At 29.8% G+C, this 19,790-nt stretch carries 19 protein-coding genes and 1 other annotated feature (1 of these 20 running past the window's edge); of the genes, 4 read left to right on the top strand and 15 right to left on the bottom strand.

Going from position 1 to position 19,790, the window contains the following annotated elements:
• The first annotated feature begins 16 nt into the window (after positions 1 to 16).
• From GPX08_RS13775 to GPX08_RS13765, 3 genes are all read left to right on the top strand, one after another.
• A complete protein-coding gene (locus GPX08_RS13775) occupies positions 17 to 862 on the top strand; it encodes a DegV family EDD domain-containing protein (protein ID WP_156627378.1) in 846 nt (281 codons plus the stop codon).
• A 1-nt stretch (position 863) separates the two neighbouring features.
• Positions 864 to 1,328, top strand: a complete 465-nt coding sequence (locus tag GPX08_RS13770; RefSeq protein WP_156627377.1) for a PadR family transcriptional regulator — start codon at positions 864 to 866, stop codon at positions 1,326 to 1,328.
• Between the two features lie 64 nt (positions 1,329 to 1,392).
• Positions 1,393 to 1,593 carry a hypothetical protein gene (locus GPX08_RS13765; RefSeq protein ID WP_156627376.1) on the top strand — a complete coding sequence of 67 codons (201 nt, stop codon included), beginning with the start codon at positions 1,393 to 1,395 and terminating at the stop codon, positions 1,591 to 1,593.
• Positions 1,594 to 1,624: 31 nt separating this feature from the next.
• Here the strand turns inward: GPX08_RS13765 and GPX08_RS13760 are convergent, their stop codons facing one another.
• From GPX08_RS13760 to GPX08_RS13720, 9 genes are all read right to left on the bottom strand, one after another.
• Positions 1,625 to 1,813, bottom strand: coding sequence for a ferredoxin (locus GPX08_RS13760; protein WP_156627375.1), 189 nt, complete (start codon positions 1,811 to 1,813; stop codon positions 1,625 to 1,627).
• Between the two features lie 69 nt (positions 1,814 to 1,882).
• Positions 1,883 to 2,722: a P-loop NTPase gene (locus tag GPX08_RS13755; protein ID WP_156627374.1), complete on the bottom strand. Its 840-nt coding sequence runs from the start codon at positions 2,720 to 2,722 to the stop codon at positions 1,883 to 1,885.
• Positions 2,723 to 2,733: 11 nt separating this feature from the next.
• Complete coding sequence (locus GPX08_RS13750) at positions 2,734 to 3,573, bottom strand: hypothetical protein (protein ID WP_156627373.1); 840 nt, start codon at positions 3,571 to 3,573, stop codon at positions 2,734 to 2,736.
• A 125-nt stretch (positions 3,574 to 3,698) separates the two neighbouring features.
• Positions 3,699 to 4,214 (bottom strand): hypothetical protein, encoded by a 516-nt coding sequence (locus GPX08_RS13745; RefSeq protein WP_156627372.1) that lies wholly within the window; start codon positions 4,212 to 4,214, stop codon positions 3,699 to 3,701.
• Positions 4,215 to 4,244: 30 nt separating this feature from the next.
• Positions 4,245 to 5,681 carry a hypothetical protein gene (locus tag GPX08_RS13740; RefSeq protein WP_156627371.1) on the bottom strand — a complete coding sequence of 479 codons (1,437 nt, stop codon included), beginning with the start codon at positions 5,679 to 5,681 and terminating at the stop codon, positions 4,245 to 4,247.
• 122 nt (positions 5,682 to 5,803) lie between these two features.
• On the bottom strand, positions 5,804 to 6,640 hold the full coding sequence (gene rsmA / locus GPX08_RS13735) for a 16S rRNA (adenine(1518)-N(6)/adenine(1519)-N(6))-dimethyltransferase RsmA (RefSeq protein WP_156627370.1): 837 nt from the start codon (positions 6,638 to 6,640) through the stop codon (positions 5,804 to 5,806).
• Positions 6,637 to 7,191: a ribonuclease M5 gene (gene rnmV / locus GPX08_RS13730; RefSeq protein ID WP_156627369.1), complete on the bottom strand. Its 555-nt coding sequence runs from the start codon at positions 7,189 to 7,191 to the stop codon at positions 6,637 to 6,639. Before rnmV ends, rsmA begins: the two co-directional genes overlap by 4 nt.
• A 385-nt stretch (positions 7,192 to 7,576) precedes the next feature.
• Complete coding sequence (locus GPX08_RS13725; RefSeq protein WP_156627368.1) at positions 7,577 to 8,629, bottom strand: DUF348 domain-containing protein; 1,053 nt, start codon at positions 8,627 to 8,629, stop codon at positions 7,577 to 7,579.
• Between the two features lie 262 nt (positions 8,630 to 8,891).
• Complete coding sequence (locus GPX08_RS13720) at positions 8,892 to 9,677, bottom strand: YchF/TatD family DNA exonuclease (RefSeq protein WP_156627367.1); 786 nt, start codon at positions 9,675 to 9,677, stop codon at positions 8,892 to 8,894.
• Between the two features lie 435 nt (positions 9,678 to 10,112).
• On the opposite strand from GPX08_RS13720, the gene GPX08_RS13715 reads away from it, so the two are divergent.
• Positions 10,113 to 10,562, top strand: coding sequence for a GNAT family N-acetyltransferase (locus tag GPX08_RS13715; RefSeq protein WP_156627366.1), 450 nt, complete (start codon positions 10,113 to 10,115; stop codon positions 10,560 to 10,562).
• A 165-nt stretch (positions 10,563 to 10,727) separates the two neighbouring features.
• Here GPX08_RS13715 and fsa read toward each other — a convergent pair whose 3' ends face one another.
• The 6 genes from fsa to metG form a co-directional block, all read right to left on the bottom strand.
• Positions 10,728 to 11,375, bottom strand: coding sequence for a fructose-6-phosphate aldolase (gene fsa, locus GPX08_RS13710; RefSeq protein ID WP_156627365.1), 648 nt, complete (start codon positions 11,373 to 11,375; stop codon positions 10,728 to 10,730).
• A gap of 203 nt (positions 11,376 to 11,578) precedes the next feature.
• Entirely contained in the window at positions 11,579 to 12,496 is a 918-nt protein-coding gene (gene rbsK, locus GPX08_RS13705; protein ID WP_156627364.1) for a ribokinase, read from the bottom strand.
• Positions 12,497 to 12,870: 374 nt separating this feature from the next.
• The gene (locus GPX08_RS13700; RefSeq protein WP_156627363.1) at positions 12,871 to 13,893 is read right to left on the bottom strand and encodes a substrate-binding domain-containing protein; all 1,023 of its coding nucleotides are present in this window, start codon (positions 13,891 to 13,893) and stop codon (positions 12,871 to 12,873) included.
• A 53-nt stretch (positions 13,894 to 13,946) separates the two neighbouring features.
• The gene (locus GPX08_RS13695) at positions 13,947 to 15,548 is read right to left on the bottom strand and encodes a sodium-dependent phosphate transporter (RefSeq protein WP_156627362.1); all 1,602 of its coding nucleotides are present in this window, start codon (positions 15,546 to 15,548) and stop codon (positions 13,947 to 13,949) included.
• Between the two features lie 309 nt (positions 15,549 to 15,857).
• Positions 15,858 to 17,447 carry a methionine--tRNA ligase gene (locus GPX08_RS13690; RefSeq protein ID WP_156627361.1) on the bottom strand — a complete coding sequence of 530 codons (1,590 nt, stop codon included), beginning with the start codon at positions 17,445 to 17,447 and terminating at the stop codon, positions 15,858 to 15,860.
• A gap of 188 nt (positions 17,448 to 17,635) precedes the next feature.
• Complete coding sequence (gene metG, locus GPX08_RS13685) at positions 17,636 to 19,579, bottom strand: methionine--tRNA ligase (RefSeq protein ID WP_156627360.1); 1,944 nt, start codon at positions 19,577 to 19,579, stop codon at positions 17,636 to 17,638.
• Between the two features lie 101 nt (positions 19,580 to 19,680).
• Positions 19,681 to 19,790 (bottom strand) — a binding site (T-box leader) (it continues 126 nt past the right edge of the window).

Here is a 19,790-nt window from a genome sequence, read left to right as displayed (position 1 = left end):
TGTAGGAGGTTTTTTTATGCAAAAAATCGCATTAATAGTTGATAGCGCTAGTGATTTATCCTTAGAAGTAATTAATGAAAAAAACATTAAGTTACTTCCTTTAAGAATTTCTTATTCTCACGGTGAGTACAGAGATAAGATAGATATTACTGCAGATGAAATATACAGTAACTTAGAAAAGGAAGTACCAAAAACTTCTCTTCCAAGTGCAGAAGATTTAGAGAATATATTAACTGACCTAGAAAATGAAGGCTATACACACGTAATTGCTGTTACTATTTCTAGTGGTCTTTCTGGAACTTTTAATTCTATTAGACTTGCCTTAGAAGAGCATCCTAATCTAAAGTATCATGTGTTTGACACAAAGATTTTAGCTATGCCTGAAGGAATAGTTGCATTAGAAGTAGCTAACTTAATACAAGAAGGTAAAAGCTTTGAGGAGATAGTATCAGAGTTGCCTACTATAAGAAAGAATATATGTGGATATTTCACTGTTAATACTCTAGAATACTTAAAAAGAGGCGGGAGAATAGGAAGAGTTGCTGGAACTATTGGTGAAATGTTAAATTTAAAGCCTATAGTAACTGTAGATGAAGAAGGTATTTATTATACAGTATGTAAAGCTAGAGGTAGAAAGCAATCAATTTTAAAGCTTACCAGTCTTTTAAAAGATGAGCTAAAAGAAAATAAATGTAGAGTTTGGGTTCTTCATGGCGGTGCCTTAGAAGAAGCAAAGAAAATATTAAAATCTCTTGAAGGATTAAATAATATTCTTAGTCTTGATATATCACAAATAAGTCCTGCTCTTGGAGTTCATGGTGGCCCTGGCTTACTTGGTTTAGCGATTCAAAAGGTTTATTAATATGGATAGCTTTAATCTTCATTTAAGTAGTATAGAAGATATTAAAGAAGAAGAAAAAAGGCTACAGGAAGAATATAAGAAAAAACTTGCAGAACTTAAAAAGGTACAAAAAGAAAAAGAGTCAGTTGGTCAAGTTTTTACTAAAGGTTTATTGCCCATTTATGTGCTTCATATACTTAGCATAGGTCCTTCTAACGGAAATGATATTTCTACAAAAATAGGAGAACGAACTAATGGACTTTGGATTCCTAGTACGGGTGGAATCTATCCATTATTAAAAAAGCTAGAAAAAGATGAATACATAGTTGGTAAATGGGATGATCCAAAGAAAAAATTTCAAAAAATATATTCGTTAACAGATAAAGGGTTCCGTGAATATGAATCTCGAAAGCACCTTTTACGTCCTAAAATAGAAGAAGCTCTAAAAGTTTTTAAAATTATTTATAAAGATTTATATAAAAGTTAATTTATATGAATTAAAGTAATCTATTTAGCGCATAATAATATCAACTTATTTAGGTGGTGTTATTTTGAAAGGAAAAATAATAGATTATGATTTCTTTGAGGCTTATGTTGTATTAGAAGATGATAGTGTAGTTAAAATACCTATAAATAGTATTCCTAATTATCAAAACTTAGGTCAAACGATTAATATTGATACAAATAATATTAGTTGTAGTACTAGTAATAGTCCTAAAATACTTCAAGATAAATTAATTGACTACTTTTAGGTAAAATAAAAAGATGCTTTTCAGCATCTTTTTATTTTACAACAATTGCACTTACAGGACAGCTTGCTTCTGCATCCTTAGCTTCATCTTCATGTTCGCTAGGAACTTCAGGGTTTTTAGCAACAGCCTTTCCATCGTCATCCATTTCAAACACTGCATCGCATATTGATGGACATAATCCGCAACCGATACAAGTATCTTTATCTACACGCGCTTCCATGGGCTTTCCTCCCCTTCTATTTAGTTACAAATATACTATTCCCTTAATGCAATGCTATTATGTGTAATTTTAATATAATCCTTCAAAAATTAATGAATATAATTCATTATCCATTACATATTCTTCAGCTTTACCTTCTTCAAGAGCTTCAGTTAAATCAACATTTATAGGTAATTCACCAAGTAATGGCACTCCTAAATATTCAGCATGTTCTTCTGCTGACTTTTTACTGAAAACTTTTATTTTGGTATCACATCCCGGACAAGTAATATATGACATATTTTCAATTACGCCTCTAATTTGTAAAGGCATCTTATTTGCCATAGAAATTACTTTTTTAACTATCATAGATACCATATCTTGTGGTGTTGATACAATAATAAGCTCAGTAATAGGGAAACTTTGCATTACTGTTAAAGTAATATCTGAAGTTCCAGGTGGCATATCAATTAATAAGTAATCTAATTCACCCCATAAAGTATCTGTAAATAATTGAGTTAACACACTACTTACAATAGGTCCTCTCCAAACTACTGGATCATCTTCCTTAGGTATTAAAAGATTCATTGATAAAACCTTAACTCCAGCCTTTGATTCAACTGGACTATATTTAAAGTTATTTTCATCAATTGGCTCTATTCCAGCTCTCTTATTATTTATGCCAAAAAATCTTGGCATAGATGGACCTGTTATATCTGCATCTAAAACTCCAACTTTATATCCTTTTTTTCTTAGAGTACTTGCTAGTATTCCAGTAACTGTAGACTTTCCTACTCCACCTTTACCACTTATTACTCCGATAACATTTTTAACTGTACCATACTTCGGCCTTAATTTAGCTGGCTTTTGTTCAAAATTTAAAACTTTTTTTGTCTTTTCTTCATTATTGTTAGTTGAAAAACTTGACACAATAACACCTCCTACCAATTCTTTTCTACATCTTTAGGAACATCCTTTGAGTCATAAACATTAATGTTCCATTCTTTATATTCATTTTCTCCAACTATATAATAATAATATTCTTTGTTATTTGTCTTATCTTCAACAGTAATATTACTCTTATATACAGTTGAGCTATGCCCTCTATTTTTAATCCTTAATATAACATCAAAATTTTCTTCATTGTTATTTACTATTTCTATATTAGGTACTTTCTTTCTCGCTTTAGCCAAGAAAGCTTCTATATCTGTTGAAAAAATATATTTAAGGCATTCAATATCCCCATTAATATCTACTCCAACCTTAATATTTGAATAATCAAGAGTTCCATTCATTTTATCTATTACATCAATAATAGGATTGTAGTATATGTACTCAAAATCTCTAGGCTTTCTAATTATAGATAGATTTTGAAGTATTCCCTCATCTAATCTTTTTGAAACAGTGAAGCTTTGAGTATCATCATAAAAATTACCTTCATAAGCTCCTACTACATAATAAAAAGTCTTTACCTCTTCCCCCATTTTTATTTCAAATATATAATCCGGCTGTAAATCAGATTTTTCTTCACTAGTTTTAGCCTTTGATAGCAGTTCATACATATTAATAATTGATTTTTCATCAGTTACAAGAAACTTAAAGGATTTATCTCTAATACTTTGTATACTTATTTGGTCTATTTTATCACTTTCTAAATAATCAAAGTACGAATTATCATTGCTGAACTTTGATTTTATACCGTCTATTACACCACAGGATGTTAGGCTAAATGATAATATAATTAATAATGTTAATATTAATCCTTTTGCCGTTTTTTTCAATAATATCCTTCCCCTCTATAAAAGGTTATCCCTACAATTTTAAATTAATTAGGAGAAGCATTTACTTCTCCTAATCATATAAATTATAATACTTTAAAGCTATAATAGCAAATCTTATTAGGCTATCATTGAAAACTGTCCGAAATATTGTCAAAAACAACCTTAATACTATTTTTCACTTTACTCTTTTTATAAGAATATTTTATTATAAGAACCCTTCCCTCTGAGTAATTCCTAAGATAATATTTATCTATATTTCCATCTTCATCTAAGGTTATTACTTTCCAGATATAAATATTATTTTCTGTTTTTATATGCTTATTATTTTGGTCTATATTCTCAGAAACTTCTACTAATTCTCCATCTACAATAGATATATCTCCATAAATGATAGATTCATTATTAAAGCTAATAATTAAATCATCATCCTTAGATTCTTCCCTTACCTCCCATCCTTTAGGTAAAGAAATTGTATATCTTCCTTCCCTCAGGCTATATTTAGTAAAGCCTTCAATATTATTATTTGAAATTGCAACCTTCTTAATATTGTCTATAAAGAATCCCTTCATAAATGTTATGATTAACATAAGGGCTAGAAGTAGGGTGATGGTGTATAATTTTTTACTTTTTAATATACTCATTAGGATTTATAAGTACATCCCATTATCTACCTATTCCATAGGTACGACAACAGTTGAATTTTTAAAGTCATAGAACATTAACCAGCATCCACTACCATCTCTTGACTCATCACTAACCCAAGTTACAAATCCTGTTTTTCCTTCATAAGGCTGATCATCTATATTCCTCTTTCCTGGAATACCATAAACAATATATCTTAGATTTCCTTCTTTATCGCATTTATACCCTAGCATAAAATACTTGTGTTGTCTTATATATGGATAATAATTTAGCATTGGGTAATAAGCCACTGCATATCTATTGTAATTTGACATATTGCACATTTCATGCAAATCACTTACAGGCACCTTATACCATTTACAATACTTGATTTCTTCATACTGACTTCTGCAGCATTCAAATCCACTAGCTAAACCTTCAAAGTACTCTCCTACGCTTCCTTTAACTTCAAACTTCTCTTTATCTTGAATAGTCTCTTTTTCTTCAAAAGTAACTTTTTCTTCGAAAGCTTCTTTACCTTTAATAGTTTCTTCATATTCATCAAATTTATTTTTCAAATATCCCCTATTTAAATTTTCATCTATTTTTTCATTTAAAAATGGATTTTTATCAATATTAGCTTCTTCAAATGGATTTTTTCTTATCTCTTCTTCTATAAGTACATCTTCAGCAATTATATTTTCTTCGGTTTTATCTTTCTCACTTATTTCTGCCTTGATTTCATCTCTGATTTCGTCTTTGATTTCGTCTTTGATTTCTTCCCTGACTTCTGCTCTTACCTCTTCTCTAATTTGTATTTTAATTTCTTCTTTAATTTTTTCTCTTATTTCATCTTCATTTATTGCTTCTATTTCTTCTCTTATTTCATCCTCGTAATCTTCAATAGGCTCTAATTTCTCCTCAATGAAAACTTCTGCGACTTCCTGAAGAATTACCTCTCTAGTTTCATCATCTCTATGTTTATCGCATTTCTTCTTATCTTCCTTTTTCTTTTCATCATGCTTGTGTTTCCCTTTGTCATGATGAGAAGCTTTAACCATTTTATAATTCTTCCAAGTATCACTAGGTTGTTCTCCATTAATAAAGCCGCACATAATTATTATTGGAATTTCATTTTTCATCTTAGCAATAGCTGCTCCACTTATCTTGTCATAACTAATCCCAAGGCCTCCGATATTATCTACGGAATATTCTTTTGTTATTTCAGCTTTTCCACCCTCTGATACAGAGAGCTTTCCTAAATTCACTATCTTTTTAGCATCTTTTTTATTGCAAATAGCTAAAATGTGATAACCCTCATCCTCATCATGTCTTAAATTTTGAGCATAAAAGGAAATCTTGCAAGTTTCACCTTTGGCTTCTATCTTTGAGTATCCTGATAATGTTTTATCATTTGAGCTTGAATACCCTCTTTCATCTTCTTGTAAAATAATAAAATTTCTATATAGTTTATTTAATTGTGACAACCCTATAGATCCTCCATCTTACATTAATTCATTACATTATATGCTACCCAGGTGCAAATATGTTAAAAATAAAGCTCGTGAGATTATCGTATATTACATCATATTTCTCACGAGCTTATATATTATAAATATTTATTTATTTTATCTGAAAGTAAAGCAAACTCTTCTATAGACAAGGTTTCCCCTCTTCTTCTAGGGTCTATGTTAGCTTCCTCAAAGGCTAACTCTAGCTTTTCTTTTGGTAAGCCTATACTCTTTACTCCATTCCATAAAGTTTTTCTTCTCATATTAAAAGAACTTCTTATTATTTCAAAAAATAACTTTTCATTATCTACTGATACCCTTGGTTTATCAAGCTTATCTAGCTTAATTACTATTGAATCCACTTTCGGTCTTGGCATAAAACATTGTGGTGGAACCTTTCTTACTATTTTAGTATTACAATAATATTGAACTAGTAATGTTAAAGCACCATAATCTTTATTAGAAGGTTCCGCATTCATTCTTTCTGCTACTTCTTTTTGTATCATTATAGTTAAAGATTTAAAATTATATCCTTCTTTTAAAAGCTTAACTATAATTGGAGTAGTAACATAATAAGGTAAGTTAGCTACAAGCTTTACACTTTTCTCTTCTCCGATTATTTCATTAAAATCAACCTTTAGGGCATCATTATGTATTAAAGAAAATTTAGGATTATCTCCTATTTCCCCTTTCAATATAGGTATTAAGTCATCATCTAATTCTATAGCAACTACTTTTTTAGCTTTATTCAACAATTGAGCAGTAAGAGTCCCAACTCCTGGTCCTATTTCTATTACTAAATCATTCTCATCTACTTCTGCTCCAGCAACTATATCTCTAGGTACTGAATCATCTACTAAAAAGTTCTGTCCAAGGCTCTTTGAAAATTTAAAATTATACTTTTTTACTAATTCCGCTGTTTTAATATCCACTATTTTTCAACTCCTAGTTTTCTTTCTATTTTTTCTATAGCAGCTTTAAACTCTTCTATGCTAATCGAATACTTATTTAGCCTTGTTAGCATTTGATTGGCATTACCATATCCTATACCTAACTCTTTTCCTAACATAAGTCTTCTCTTCTTTGAATTAGCATCTCCTGTTAGTTTAAAATAAAACATATCTTCAGATTTATATATTTCTTCAACTACTTCTTCTGAAACCTTAGCTCTATTTAAAGCCTCAATAATTACTTCAGGTGTTGCATTTTCAACTCCTATATCGTCTCCCTTAATGCCATCTTCTTGTGCTATATAGGCATGCTTAATTCCTTTTACTCTTTTAGAAATTATACTTCTAATTTTTTCACCAGCAAAGTCAGGATCAGTTAATACTATTACTCCCTTTCTCTTCTGCGCTTCCTTTATTCTATCTATTACTTTTGCATTTATTCCAAATCCACCTACTGCAATCACTTCTGCTTCCACAGCTTGCTTTACAGCTGTTATATCATCTCTGCCTTCAACTACAATAACTTCCTTTATCAAAATATAACTTCCTTTCTGAAATATACCTATATATATGTTTCAATTAATTATCTACATCATTGTGATTTTATAAAATTAAAAGTCAAAAGAATTATTTTAATAAAATATCGAAATTGAAAGCATATATATTCTTTAATTCTATACAAATCAAATAAATACTCTCCTTACTTAAACATAATTAGTGTTAAATATAACTAAATCTAAGGTAAGATATTTATTATAACTATATATTAATTTATCCTTATATAGTTATTATGTCAATCATATAAGTTATAGTAAATAATCTGTATTTAATTAATTTTCATATTAATATCCTTAAGTTAATATTAGTATTTCAAGAACTTATACAAAAAATAAAAGGATGCTTTAATAGCATCCTCTTATTTTACCACTCTCCTGGATAAGCTAAAATATAAACAGGAACGTTATATTTTCTTCCCCAGCTGTTATATGCTTCTTCTTGAGAATTAACATATACATCAATGATATTACCTTTTATTGCGCCACCAGTATCTGCCGCTACAGCTTTTCCATATCCTTCAACATATAATAATGTTCCTAATGGAATTACTCTTGGATCAACCGCTACAGTACTAATACCATTTGGATTTCTTACAGGTACAGTTCCTGTTGCTGTAACCCCGCCACCACTATAAGCAGTTGATTCAACATATAAAACGCTCTTATAATTTAATAGCTGCCCATCTCTACTAGCTAATACTCTTCTAGTTCCTTGTGCAACCACTTTGTTTACTGGTTCTGCTAATATTTTAGAGCTTTTCACAGACTTAGAAAATTCTTTGCCGTTTTTATATACTACCTCGTATACGACTTCCTTTTCTCCTGTAGCTCCATTTTGCTTTACTTCTTCAAATCCATGATCTAAACTTGAATCTTCTTCTAAAACTACATCATAATCAATAGCTTCTTTAGCAACTTCACTCTTCACTTCAACATTTACTAAATTAATTTGCAAATTTGAAGCAATTTCGGTTTCTAATGCAGGAGTTACTTCATCTACTCCTTCATTAAACTCTATTCCGTGTTCTTCTAGTTCTTCTTTCTCTACCTTTAGCATGTCTCCAATAGTGTCTTCAGCAGTATCGATTTTTGTAACCTTATCTCCTAAAGTTAACTCTACTGAAACAGCTCTTTTAATAGAAATTGTATCTCCTTCAGATACATTACTATTTAAAGCTGGTTGAATCTTATCCTTTGGGTTAAGTGTAACCCCTTTGGTATCCAACACATCTTTAACAGTCCCTTTATATGTGACAAATGTTTCTTCATTACCGTCTATCTTCATTGTTACTGTCTTTCTCATATTTACGAACGTCACTGATAAAACAATAGTAGCAAATACTACTATCATCAGTATTTTTGCCTTTGGACCGTTAGAAAAGTTATTTTTCAGGTATTCTTTAAATTTTCCTACCATCTTCTACTTTACCTCCCTGGCAAGAGCGTCTTTTGCATTATAATTGAATTGATCGCTTTTGTCAAACTTGACCTCCTGCAACATTAAAACTGTTATTATAAAATGCATCTGTATGCATACTCAAAATATAAATTATAAATAATAGCAATAGTACAGTTTTTTTAATCTTACAGTTTTTCATAAAAGTAGATTCATCTTTTAGATCTAACCTTATCAAAGGCCTTGTTGTTAAAATTTCCTAGTATCATTGTTTAATTTTACTTTATATAAGCTTTTCCATCAACCTCTTAAAATTATCATTTACCGCCAAATTTACCTCTTTAGAGTCTAATTCTTTTATTCTGGCAATTTGTTCTATTATATATTCAATATAATCTGATTTATTCCTTTTTCCTCTATTTGGCGCAGGTGCCATATAAGGCGCATCTGTTTCGACAAGAATCTTATCTAGCGGAATATCTTTAACTACTTCTACTATTTTCTTAGCATTTTTAAAAGTTACTACTCCACCTACTCCTATATAATAACCTAATTTTATGCACTCCTTAGCGAACTCAGTACTACCTGAAAAACAGTGTACAATACCCTCTACTTTCGGAAACTCTTTTATTATGTCTAAAGTATCACCATGTGCATCCCTATCATGAATAACAACAGGAAGTCCTAGCTTTTCTGCAAGCTTCATTTGTTTTCTAAACACTTCTTTTTGTACTTCTTTAGACGGATTTTCATCCCAATAATAATCTAGTCCTATTTCTCCAACTGCGATTATCTTTTTATTCTTACTGATTAATTCAACAATTTCCTCTTCCACATCTTTATTAAATTCATCAGCATTTTCAGGATGTATTCCTAATGCCCCATAAATAAAATCATTTTCTGTAGTTAATTTATATGTCTTTTCTATGCTTTCATAACTTGATGCGCAGTTTAATATTCCAACTACACCATTTGATTTAAGCTCTTTTAAAAGCTCTTCTCTATCTTCATCAAAAGCATCATCATCGTAATGGGCGTGTGTATCAAATATTATATACTTATTTTCCAAAATTTATACCTCCAAACTAAACATTTCTATTTATATTAACCATTATAGTACAAAAATATAAATTATAAACACATTTGTTTTATATTGCGAAGGAATCACTAACATATTATGCTCTGTCTCCGTCGCGAGCTCCAAGTCGACCTACGCATAATATGTTAGTGATTCCAAGGGCAATATAAATCTCCGGATTCAATGATACTGAAGGAAGAAATTCAGACGAGCTGAATTTCAATAAAAGCTAGTGCAACATCCTTAAATATTTTAAATGGTAAATTACTAGCAAAGATAAATAGACTATATGAAATAAGTATATGGTAAAAGATTAGCTCTTCTTTTTGTAGCTATTTGCCTTATGGAGCTGTCTATCTATATTAAAAAAATGTTATAATTAACTAAAATGTAAGGAAACTTTCTAGAAGGAGAGAGGGGAAACAAATGAATTTAGAATATAAAATAATGGATCAAACAGATTTTAAGAGATGTGCTTATGAGTTAATAGAAGCTTTTAAAGAAGCTCCTTGGAATGAAAATTGGACTTTTGAACAAGCGTATACAAGAATTGATGAAATAATGTCTGCTAGAGTTTCAAGAGGATATGTTATTTATGATGGTGATGTTGTTGTATCAATGCTTTGCGGACGTATAATGACTTATTTAGATTTTAAGGAACTCTGGATAGATGAGTTTAGCGTGAATCCTAGGTACCAAAGAAAAGGAATTGGAAGTAAAATGTTTGACTTTGTAAGATCAGAACTAAAAAAAGAAAAGGATAAAATCACATACTTAGCATTAAATACAGAAAAAGGCTTTCCAAGTGTAAAATTTTATGAAAGTCAAGGATTTAGAGTTGAAGAATCAAATGTATTAATGGCTACAAAGGTATAATGTAATAAAATGCGAAGCATTTTATTAATGAAAAAATTAAAAAATGAAATAATGCCTAAAAAATCTTTACAGATTTTTCAAGGTAATCTTTAAAACAAAGGAGGTTTTGCATAGCAAAGCCTCTTCCTTCATTTTTTCATTCTTTCATTCCCTTAATTTTTCATTTTAAAGCTTATTTGCTTCTTCCCAGTCTTTTATAAATTTTTCTATCCCTATATCTGTTAAAGGATGTTTAATAAGATTATCTAATACTGTTGGGGGGATAGTAGCAATATCCGCTCCTAATTTTGCTGCTTCAATAATGTGAATAGGGTTCCTTATGGATGCAGCAATTATCTCTGTCTTTATATCATGAACATTAAATATTTCTTTTATCTCTTCAATAAGACTTAAACCATTAAATCCGATATCATCTAATCTTCCTAAGAAAGGCGAAACATAAGTAGCTCCTGCCCTTGCAGCTAGCAATGCTTGAGCTGCTGAAAATATAAGAGTGACATTAGTTTTTATATTCTCTTTTGAAAGTTGAGAAACTGCTTTTAGCCCATCTCTAGTCATAGGTATCTTAACTACAATATTGCTATTAATATTAGCTAATTCCCTACCTTCTTTTATCATGCTTTCATAATCTAGGCTTATAACCTCTCCACTAATTGGTCCATCTACAATATCAGAAATTTCTTTTATCGTTTCCTTTAAATCTCTTTTTTCTTTAGCTATTAATGATGGATTTGTTGTAACACCATCTATTATTCCTAAGTCATATATCTCTTTAATGTCATTTATATTTGCTGTATCAAGAAAAAATCTCATTATATAATCTCCTTTTCATCATATTTTAAATAAATTATTAAGATTTCTAAAATAATTAGACACCTTTATTTCATGAATGTGCAAGCCATCTCCAAGTTCTTTCCAGAGCATATTATCTATATCCCCTGTTTCTTCAAAAGTTAAGGCTCCTATTATAAGATTATTATGATTTTCTACGACATATAACTTATTTTCTAGCTCTTCTAATTCTTTATATAATTTTTTTTAACTTCTTCTAATGTTGGCATTCCTGTCTGAGCTCCAAGCTTAGTAACTGATAAAGATGCTGCTGTTCCAGCAAATCCTATTATGTTTTCCATTGAGTAATTATTAATTATCCCATGTGCTAGTGCTCCATTAAATGTATCCCCTGCTCCTGTTGTATCTGTAACTTTTACGGTAATAGCTTTAACAGTTTTAACTGCATTATTTTCCACATATGAAGAACCTTCTTTTCCTCTAGTAACAATTAATCTTGTATTTTGATGTTTATCCTGCCAATTTATCATTTCCTTTTCTAGAGTCTTGTTATCTTCTATACTTTTTCTACATATTAGCTCAAATTCTGTTTCATTAGGTGTAATAAAATCAGCATTTTTTAATATTTCGTCACCTATATCCCTAGCTGGTGCTGGATTCAAAATAGTTTTAACGCCATTTTCTTTAGCAACCTTAAGTGCATATTCCACAGTTTCTATAGGTATTTCTAATTGAGTTATTAATATATCTGCTGATTTTATTAAATCTATATTTTCATCAATTAATTTTCTACTACAGAATTCATTTGCACCAGGTATTACAACTATTGAATTATCTACTTTAGTTTTAAATATTGTAGCAATTCCAGTAAAAGTAGTATCATCACTTTTAACTGAATTAACATTAATTCCCTCTTCATTCAGGTGTTTAAGAATCTTATCCCCAAAAGTATCTTTTCCTACACAACCTATCATAGTGACTTCATCACCTAATCTACAAGCTGCCACAGCCTGATTAGCTCCCTTACCTCCTATAAGATAATTCATTCTTTCACCCTTTAAGGTTTCGCCTATCTTTGGTATCCTATTAACTTCTATCACTAAATCCATATTTAAACTTCCAACAACTACGACCTTTTTCATAACTACCTCCAGCAAAACCATTTTATAAGTAACCATAATCTCCAATTTAGATATTATTCGCAACATCTCTCATATATTTTTATAAAATATGTAACCGGTTATATATTAAATTTAACACCTGATTTTTATAAAGTCAATACCTAAGGTAAATGTTTTCAAATGAGTTTTTATAAATTTCTGAACTTTATTTTTTTACTATATTTACTAAGATAATTAAAAGACCAAAGCAAAAGGTGTCGAATTAGTCGACACCTTAATTTACAGTAACAAAAAAGGTGCCTTTCCAGGCACCTTCACATTAATCTATTTTGGTAATTTTAAACAAATTACTTTCTTAATCATCCTTTATTAATTTTACATTGTTAATCAGAACTTTATTTCCCTATAGTAGATTTTCTCTCTATAACTTTTAAATCAAGCTTGATTTTCTCCTTAGATATATCTTCTCCATCTATAATTTTTTTAACTAGCAACTCTACTGCTAGCTTTCCGAAACTATACATAGGTTGCGCTACTGATGATATATCTAAATAATCAATATTTGATTCTAATCCATCATAACCTATAAGTTTTATATCATCATAAAGTTTATAACCTAGATTATTCAAAGCTTTATAGCAACCAATTGCTAAAATATCATTTCCAGCAAAAATACCATCAATATTTCTACCCTCTTCTAATAGCTTTTTAGTTGCATTATATCCACCTTTTAATGAAAATTCATCTATTCTCACTAATCCTGGATTATATAAATTATTTGCCCTTAACTCTTCTTCAAATCCAATAAATCTTTCATTAAGTGATTCAATATAAATAGGTCCAGTAACATGAGCTATATTCTTACATCCACATTCAATTAAATGTTTAGCCGCAAGCCTACCACCTTCTCTATCATCTGTTTTAATAGAAGGGATATCATAGCCAACATACTCCCTGTCTAAAACAACTACAGGCATACCTCTTTCTATTAGTGCTATTAGATCTAAAGGAATTGCTGTATATGATGCTATTATTATTCCATCAACTTGTTTATTGATTAGCATTTCATAGTATTGTCTTTCTTTCTCTCTATTATTCTCAGCATTACATAAAATCAAATTAAAGCCTAGCTTATTTGCCTTATCCTCTGCAGCTCTAGCTATTTCTGGAAAGAAAGGATTTAATATATCAGGAATTATTAAACCTATTGTGTTAGACTTTTTCCCAGCAAGTCTTCTTGCAACATCATTAGGAGTATAATTTAACATCTTCATCGCATTAAGAATATTTTCTTCAGTCTCCTTGCTAACATATCCTTTTTTATTTATTACTCTAGATACTGTAGCGACTGATACTCCTGCAAGTTTGCTTACATCTCTTATAGTAGCTATGCTAATCACCTCTCGACATTTAATCATTTAATAAATTATAGCATAAATATTTAAGTCTATAAAAGAATTATTAAAAGTAACTATTTCTTACCTAAATGAGCTATATTATTCGCATGATCTCCTATTCTCTCTAAATTACTTACAATATCTAAGAAAATAACACTTGAATCAGCAGAACATGATTTTTCATTTAATCTTCTTATATTATTTTCTCTAAATTTCTTTTCTAATATATCTATCTCTTCTTCAATGCCTTCAATCTCTTTATTAGATGACATTCCCCTGCTGTTGTAATTATCTATTGCTATTTCAATAGATTTTATTGTCTTATCGAAAATTACAGTTAATTCATGTTTAGCTTCCTCACCAAGATGTATATTCTTATTCATCTTTTCCATAGCTAAATCAGCTATATTTTCAGCGTGATCACCTATTCGTTCAATATCATTTATTACATGATAAGTTGAGCTAAATAATTTTATATCATCTTCTGGTAAATCTAACTGAGATAACTCCACTAAGTAATCTGTTATATCTCTTTCCAATACATTAATTATCTTTTCATTTTTATAAACCTTATCAATTGCTTCTTGATTATTTTCAGTAAATGCCTTCATTGATAAGATAACATTTTTCTTTGCCTTCTCAGCCATTCTTAATGTTTCTTTTAATACTTGTCCATTTGCAATAACTGGTGTATCTAATAATTGCTTATCTAGATATATAGCACCTTCTTTTTCTATTTCCCCATCTCCAGGAAGTATCCTATTTACGATTTTAACTAAAAATAAAGATAAAGGAAGTAAAACAACTGTTACAGTTACATTAAAAATAGTATGTGCATTAGCAACTTGTCTTGCTACATTGGGATCTGTTTTTTCAACTAAACTTATAAATGGTCCTATAAATGGGAAGAAAATTATTGCCCCTATAGTATTAAAAAGTAAATGTATTAATGCAGCTTTTTTAGCTGTTCTATTTGCTCCTAATGAAGCTAATATTGCTGTAACACATGTCCCAATATTACATCCTAATATTACTGGAAATGCTAGCCTCATATCGATAGCTCCAGTAGTTGCTAAAGCTACTAATATACCTGTAGTAGCCGATGAACTTTGAACTACAGCGGTCATACCAAGACCTGCAAGTAAGCCTAATAAACTATTATTAGCTACTACTAATACAAACTGTTGGAACCAACTAGCTTCTGCAACTGGCTTCATTGCTGTAGACATAGTCCCCATTCCTAAAAATAATATTCCAAAACCTAGAGCTATACTTGCTATATCTCTAACTTTCTTTTTCTTTGCAACAAGTAAAACTATAGCTCCTACTCCGATAAATATTGGAGCAATTGCATCTAAATTAAAAGATACCATTTGTGCTGTTATAGTAGTTCCTATATTAGCTCCCATAATTACACCAGCAGCCTGTATTAATGACATTAATCCAGCATTAACAAAGCTTACAACCATTACAGTTGTGGCACTTGAGCTTTGAATTATAGCAGTAACTGCTGCACCTACTAATACAGCTATGTACTTGTTACTAGTTAACTTTTCTAATATTGATTTTAATCCTTCTCCAGCTGCATTCTCTAAACCATCGCCCATTAACTTCATTCCATACAAAAATAAGCCTAATCCACCAATCAGGCCAGTTAAAACAGAAAAACTATCCATAGAAAAAATCTCCCTCATTATATTTATTATTGTTATTTTTGGATAATATTGTACTACCAAAATAAATATACAACTATTATATATAGTTGTAAACATGTAATTTTTATATAATAAAAAATAATTATATAAAAAAGCCATATAATATTAACATTTTATTTATTATTTTGTCACAATACTGTCATATTATTGAGGTATTATATATTTGTAAAGTAGTTAAAGCATTATTATTTACCCCTAAAACCATCTAATGGTCCCTAGATTAAGTATTTCCCCAAAGTAACTTAATCTAGGGTTTTTTCCTGTTTAAAATTAATTTTTCTCATCTTTCAATCTCTTTATTTCATCAGAAGCTCTTTTCCTATCTAACTTCTCAAATAAAGGATCTATGTTAGAAATTTTGCCTTCTTTTTTCTCTATATAACTCCAAATTGGCTCATCTAAACTTAAAGCTACTCTTAATTTTTCACAAGTCATTGGAATAAATGGTTCTAAAAGATTAGTTAAATTCACTATAACTTGCAAGGCTTCATAAGTATTCTTTTCTTTATTATCATATTCTCTATTAGCTTTCTTTATAAAATTCATAATATCTATAAGAGCATTTTTAAAGTGTCCCTCTTCGATATAATCCCCGATATCGAAATATAAATTTAGAATTTCATCTTTAAGTTCTTTTGATATTATTCCTTTTGGTACATTTGATTTATAATTTTCTTCAATTTCAGTTAATACTTTTTTTGTGAAATTTGAAAAGTTATTTACTAAATCTCTATTAGAAACATTAATAAAATCTCTCCAAGTAAAGTCTGTATCTTTTACTTCAGGTGAGTTTAATGTTAAATAATATCTAAACTCATCTACATTATAATTTTCTACAATATAATCTGCCCATATTGCCCAATTCTTAACTGATGAGAAGTTCTTACCTTCTAGCTTTAAATATTCACTTGAAATTACTCTTAAATTAGGATTCTTCACTCCTAGTCCTGCTAATATAGCTGGGAATATCACTGTGTGGAAAGGTATATTATCTTTTCCATGAACAAAGTAAACTCTTGAATCTTCTCCTTGCCAATAGTCCTTCCAATCTTCATCTTTGCCTTCTAAAGCCTTCATACTCGCTGTCAAATATCCCATAACAGCCTCAATCCATACGAATATCTTTTTATCTTCATAGCCTTCTAAGGGAACATCTACCCCCCAGTTAAAATCTCTAGTAACTGCTTTATCTCTTAGTCCCTCATCTAAATATCTTTTTACAATATTTTGAGCATTTTCTCTCCATCCCTTTTGTCTAATCAAAAGCCTTCTAACATCATTTTCAAAGTTAGAAAGTGAGAAAAATAAATGCCTTGTTTCTTTTTCAATAGTTTCATTACCACATAGCTTACATCTTTTTTCTAAAAGATCTTCATAGTCTATTAATTCAGAACAATTTTCACACTGATCCTCAGAAACTAATTCCTTGCAATGAGGACATTTTCCCTCTACATATCTGTCTGATAAAAATTCATTACAATTTTTACAATAAGTTTGTTCTATTACTTTGTCATATATATAACCTTTGTTATATAATTCTAAAATGAATTCCTTAACCTTCTCCTCATGATATTCTGAATGAGTCTTCTCAAAAATATCAAAAGAAAATCCAAGACTAGCAAAGCATTTCTTAAATTCATCGTGATATTTAATTGTAGCTTCTAGTGGAGTTATCCCTTCATCTTTAGCCCTCATAGTTACCGGAGTACCATGACAGTCTGTCCCAGATAAAAATATAACTTCATCTCCCATAAGCCTATGATATCTAGCAATAATATCCCCCGGAAGCCAAACAGCTATTCTTCCTAAATGTAATGGTCCATTAGCATAAGGCCATGCATTACCTACTATAATGTTCATAAAAAACCCCCTTATAATAATTTGAAGAATGAAAGAATTAAAAAATGAATAATTATAAGAAAACTCAGCTTAAAGCTGAGTTTTCTTATAAATCCTTAACAATTCAGTTATAGCTGAATTATTCCCTCAATTCTTTAATTTTTTAATTCCTTAATTCTTTCATTTCTTCATTCTTTAATTTTTATTTTCTATCTAACTACGCTTCCTGTTGGTAGTTCCCCCGGATTTACTACTTTTAATAAGCTATCATCATCTGTTGATGCTGCAAGTATCATTCCTTGTGATAGTTCTCCTCTTAATGTAACAGGTTTTAAGTTAGCTACTAGAACTACATATTTACCAACTAATTCTTCTGGTTTATAGTATTGAGCTATTCCTGAAATTACTTGTCTTTCTTCTCCATTTAAATCTATCTTTAACTTAAGTAATTTTTTAGCTTTTTTAACTGGTTCACAAGCTAAAACTTTTACTACTCTTAAATCTATTTTTTCAAAATCTTCAATTGTAATTTCTTCTTTAATTGGAGTTATTTCTTTCTTCTCTTCCTTTTTATTAGCTGCTAGTTGAGCTTCTCTTAAAGCTTCTAATTCTGCTAATCTTTTATCAACATCTATTCTTGGGAATAAAGCTTCTCCCTTTTGAACCTTAGTTCCTACTACTGTTCCATCAAAACTATTTAATGATTCAAAAGTAGTGTTTTCAGTATTTATTTGCTCATTTATCTTCTTGCTTGTATCTGGTAAGAATGCAGATAGTAAAACTGAAGCAAATCTTAAACTTTCTACTAAGTTATATAAAACTGTTCCAAGTCTTTCTTTCTTTTCTTCATCCTTAGCTAATATCCATGGAGTTGTTTCATCTATATATTTATTAGCTCTTCCTACTAAATCAAATATATATTCTAAAGCTTCTGGAATTCTTAAATGATCTATTGCATCATTTACCTTCTTTGGAGTTTCTAAAGCTAAGCTAATTAATTCATCATCAATAGCTTCTTTTACATTATTGTTTGGAATTACTCCATCAAAGTACTTTTCAATCATAGCAACAGTTCTAGATAATAGGTTTCCTAAGTCATTACAAAGATCAGAGTTTATCTTCTTTATAAAGATTTCATTATTAAATAATCCATCTGCTCCAAATGGAATTTCTCTTAATAAGTAATATCTAACTGCATCTACTCCAAAGCTTTCAACTAATGTTACTGGATCAACAACATTACCTTTAGACTTAGACATCTTACCACCATCAACAAGTAACCATCCATGTCCAAATACTTGCTTAGGTAATGGTAAATCTAAGGCCATTAACATAATTGGCCAATAAATAGTGTGGAATCTTAAAATATCCTTACCTATTAAATGAACATCTGCTGGCCAGTACTTTTGGTATAATTCATCATTATCGCTTCCATATCCTAAAGCACTAATATAGTTTGATAATGCATCAATCCATACATATACTACGTGTCCTTCATCGAAGGTTACTGGAATTCCCCAGTCAAAGCTTGTTCTTGAAACACATAAATCTTGTAATCCTGGCTTTAAGAAGTTATTAACCATTTCATTTTTTCTTGATTCAGGTTGAATAAATTCTGGATGAGCTTCTATATGAGCCATTAATTTATCAGCATAGTTACTCATTTTAAAGAAGTAAGCTTCTTCCTTTGATGTTTCAACTGGTCTTCCACAGTCAGGACAGTTACCATTAACTAATTGTGTTTCTGTCCAGAAAGATTCACAAGGTGTACAGTATAAACCTTCATAAGAAGACTTATATATATCTCCCTTTTCATATAATTTCTTAAATATATCTTGAACAGCCTTCATATGATAATCATCAGTAGTTCTAATGAACTTATCATAGCTAATATTCATCATCTTCCATAAATCTTTAATTCCTGATACTATTTCATCTACATGCTCTTTAGGAGTTATTCCCTTTTCTTCAGCTATTCTTTGAATTTTTTGTCCATGTTCATCTGTTCCTGTTAGAAACATTACATCATATCCAGTTAACCTCTTATATCTTGCAAGAGCATCCGCTGCTACTGTTGTATAAGTATTTCCAATATGAAGTTTAGTTGATGGATAATAAATTGGTGTAGTGATGTAATATGGTTTTTTACACATATCATTCTTCCTCCCTAGTATTAGTTTTCATTATAAAAGCGGTTATATAATTTTATTTTTCCCATATATTAAAAAAATCTCTATATAGGTATTAAGACCTATATAGAGACGTAATATACGCGTTACCACTCTAGTTTATATTTATTTCACAATAAATATCTCAGTAGGTGACAATAATCACCTTGCAATATAACGGTTGCTCCCGTATTTC

Origin of the sequence: Clostridium tertium, assembly GCF_902652255.1 — a bacterium.
Taxonomy (GTDB): domain Bacteria; phylum Bacillota; class Clostridia; order Clostridiales; family Clostridiaceae; genus Clostridium; species Clostridium tertium_A.
Note: the sequence above shows the minus strand (reverse complement) of the source record. Positions and strands in the feature narration are given on the sequence as shown.

Coding starts and splice junctions, on each gene's coding strand:
- GPX08_RS13715 (WP_156627366.1), top strand. CDS start 10,113: ATGAATTTAGAATATAAAATAATGGATCAAACAGATTTTAAGAGATGT.
- metG (WP_156627360.1), bottom strand. CDS start 19,579: ATGTGTAAAAAACCATATTACATCACTACACCAATTTATTATCCATCA.
- GPX08_RS13770 (WP_156627377.1), top strand. CDS start 864: ATGGATAGCTTTAATCTTCATTTAAGTAGTATAGAAGATATTAAAGAA.
- GPX08_RS13745 (WP_156627372.1), bottom strand. CDS start 4,214: ATGAGTATATTAAAAAGTAAAAAATTATACACCATCACCCTACTTCTA.
- fsa (WP_156627365.1), bottom strand. CDS start 11,375: ATGAGATTTTTTCTTGATACAGCAAATATAAATGACATTAAAGAGATA.
- GPX08_RS13725 (WP_156627368.1), bottom strand. CDS start 8,629: ATGGTAGGAAAATTTAAAGAATACCTGAAAAATAACTTTTCTAACGGT.
- GPX08_RS13695 (WP_156627362.1), bottom strand. CDS start 15,548: ATGGATAGTTTTTCTGTTTTAACTGGCCTGATTGGTGGATTAGGCTTA.
- GPX08_RS13760 (WP_156627375.1), bottom strand. CDS start 1,813: ATGGAAGCGCGTGTAGATAAAGATACTTGTATCGGTTGCGGATTATGT.
- rbsK (WP_156627364.1), bottom strand. CDS start 12,496: ATGAAAAAGGTCGTAGTTGTTGGAAGTTTAAATATGGATTTAGTGATA.
- GPX08_RS13700 (WP_156627363.1), bottom strand. CDS start 13,893: ATGATTAAATGTCGAGAGGTGATTAGCATAGCTACTATAAGAGATGTA.
- GPX08_RS13775 (WP_156627378.1), top strand. CDS start 17: ATGCAAAAAATCGCATTAATAGTTGATAGCGCTAGTGATTTATCCTTA.
- GPX08_RS13690 (WP_156627361.1), bottom strand. CDS start 17,447: ATGAACATTATAGTAGGTAATGCATGGCCTTATGCTAATGGACCATTA.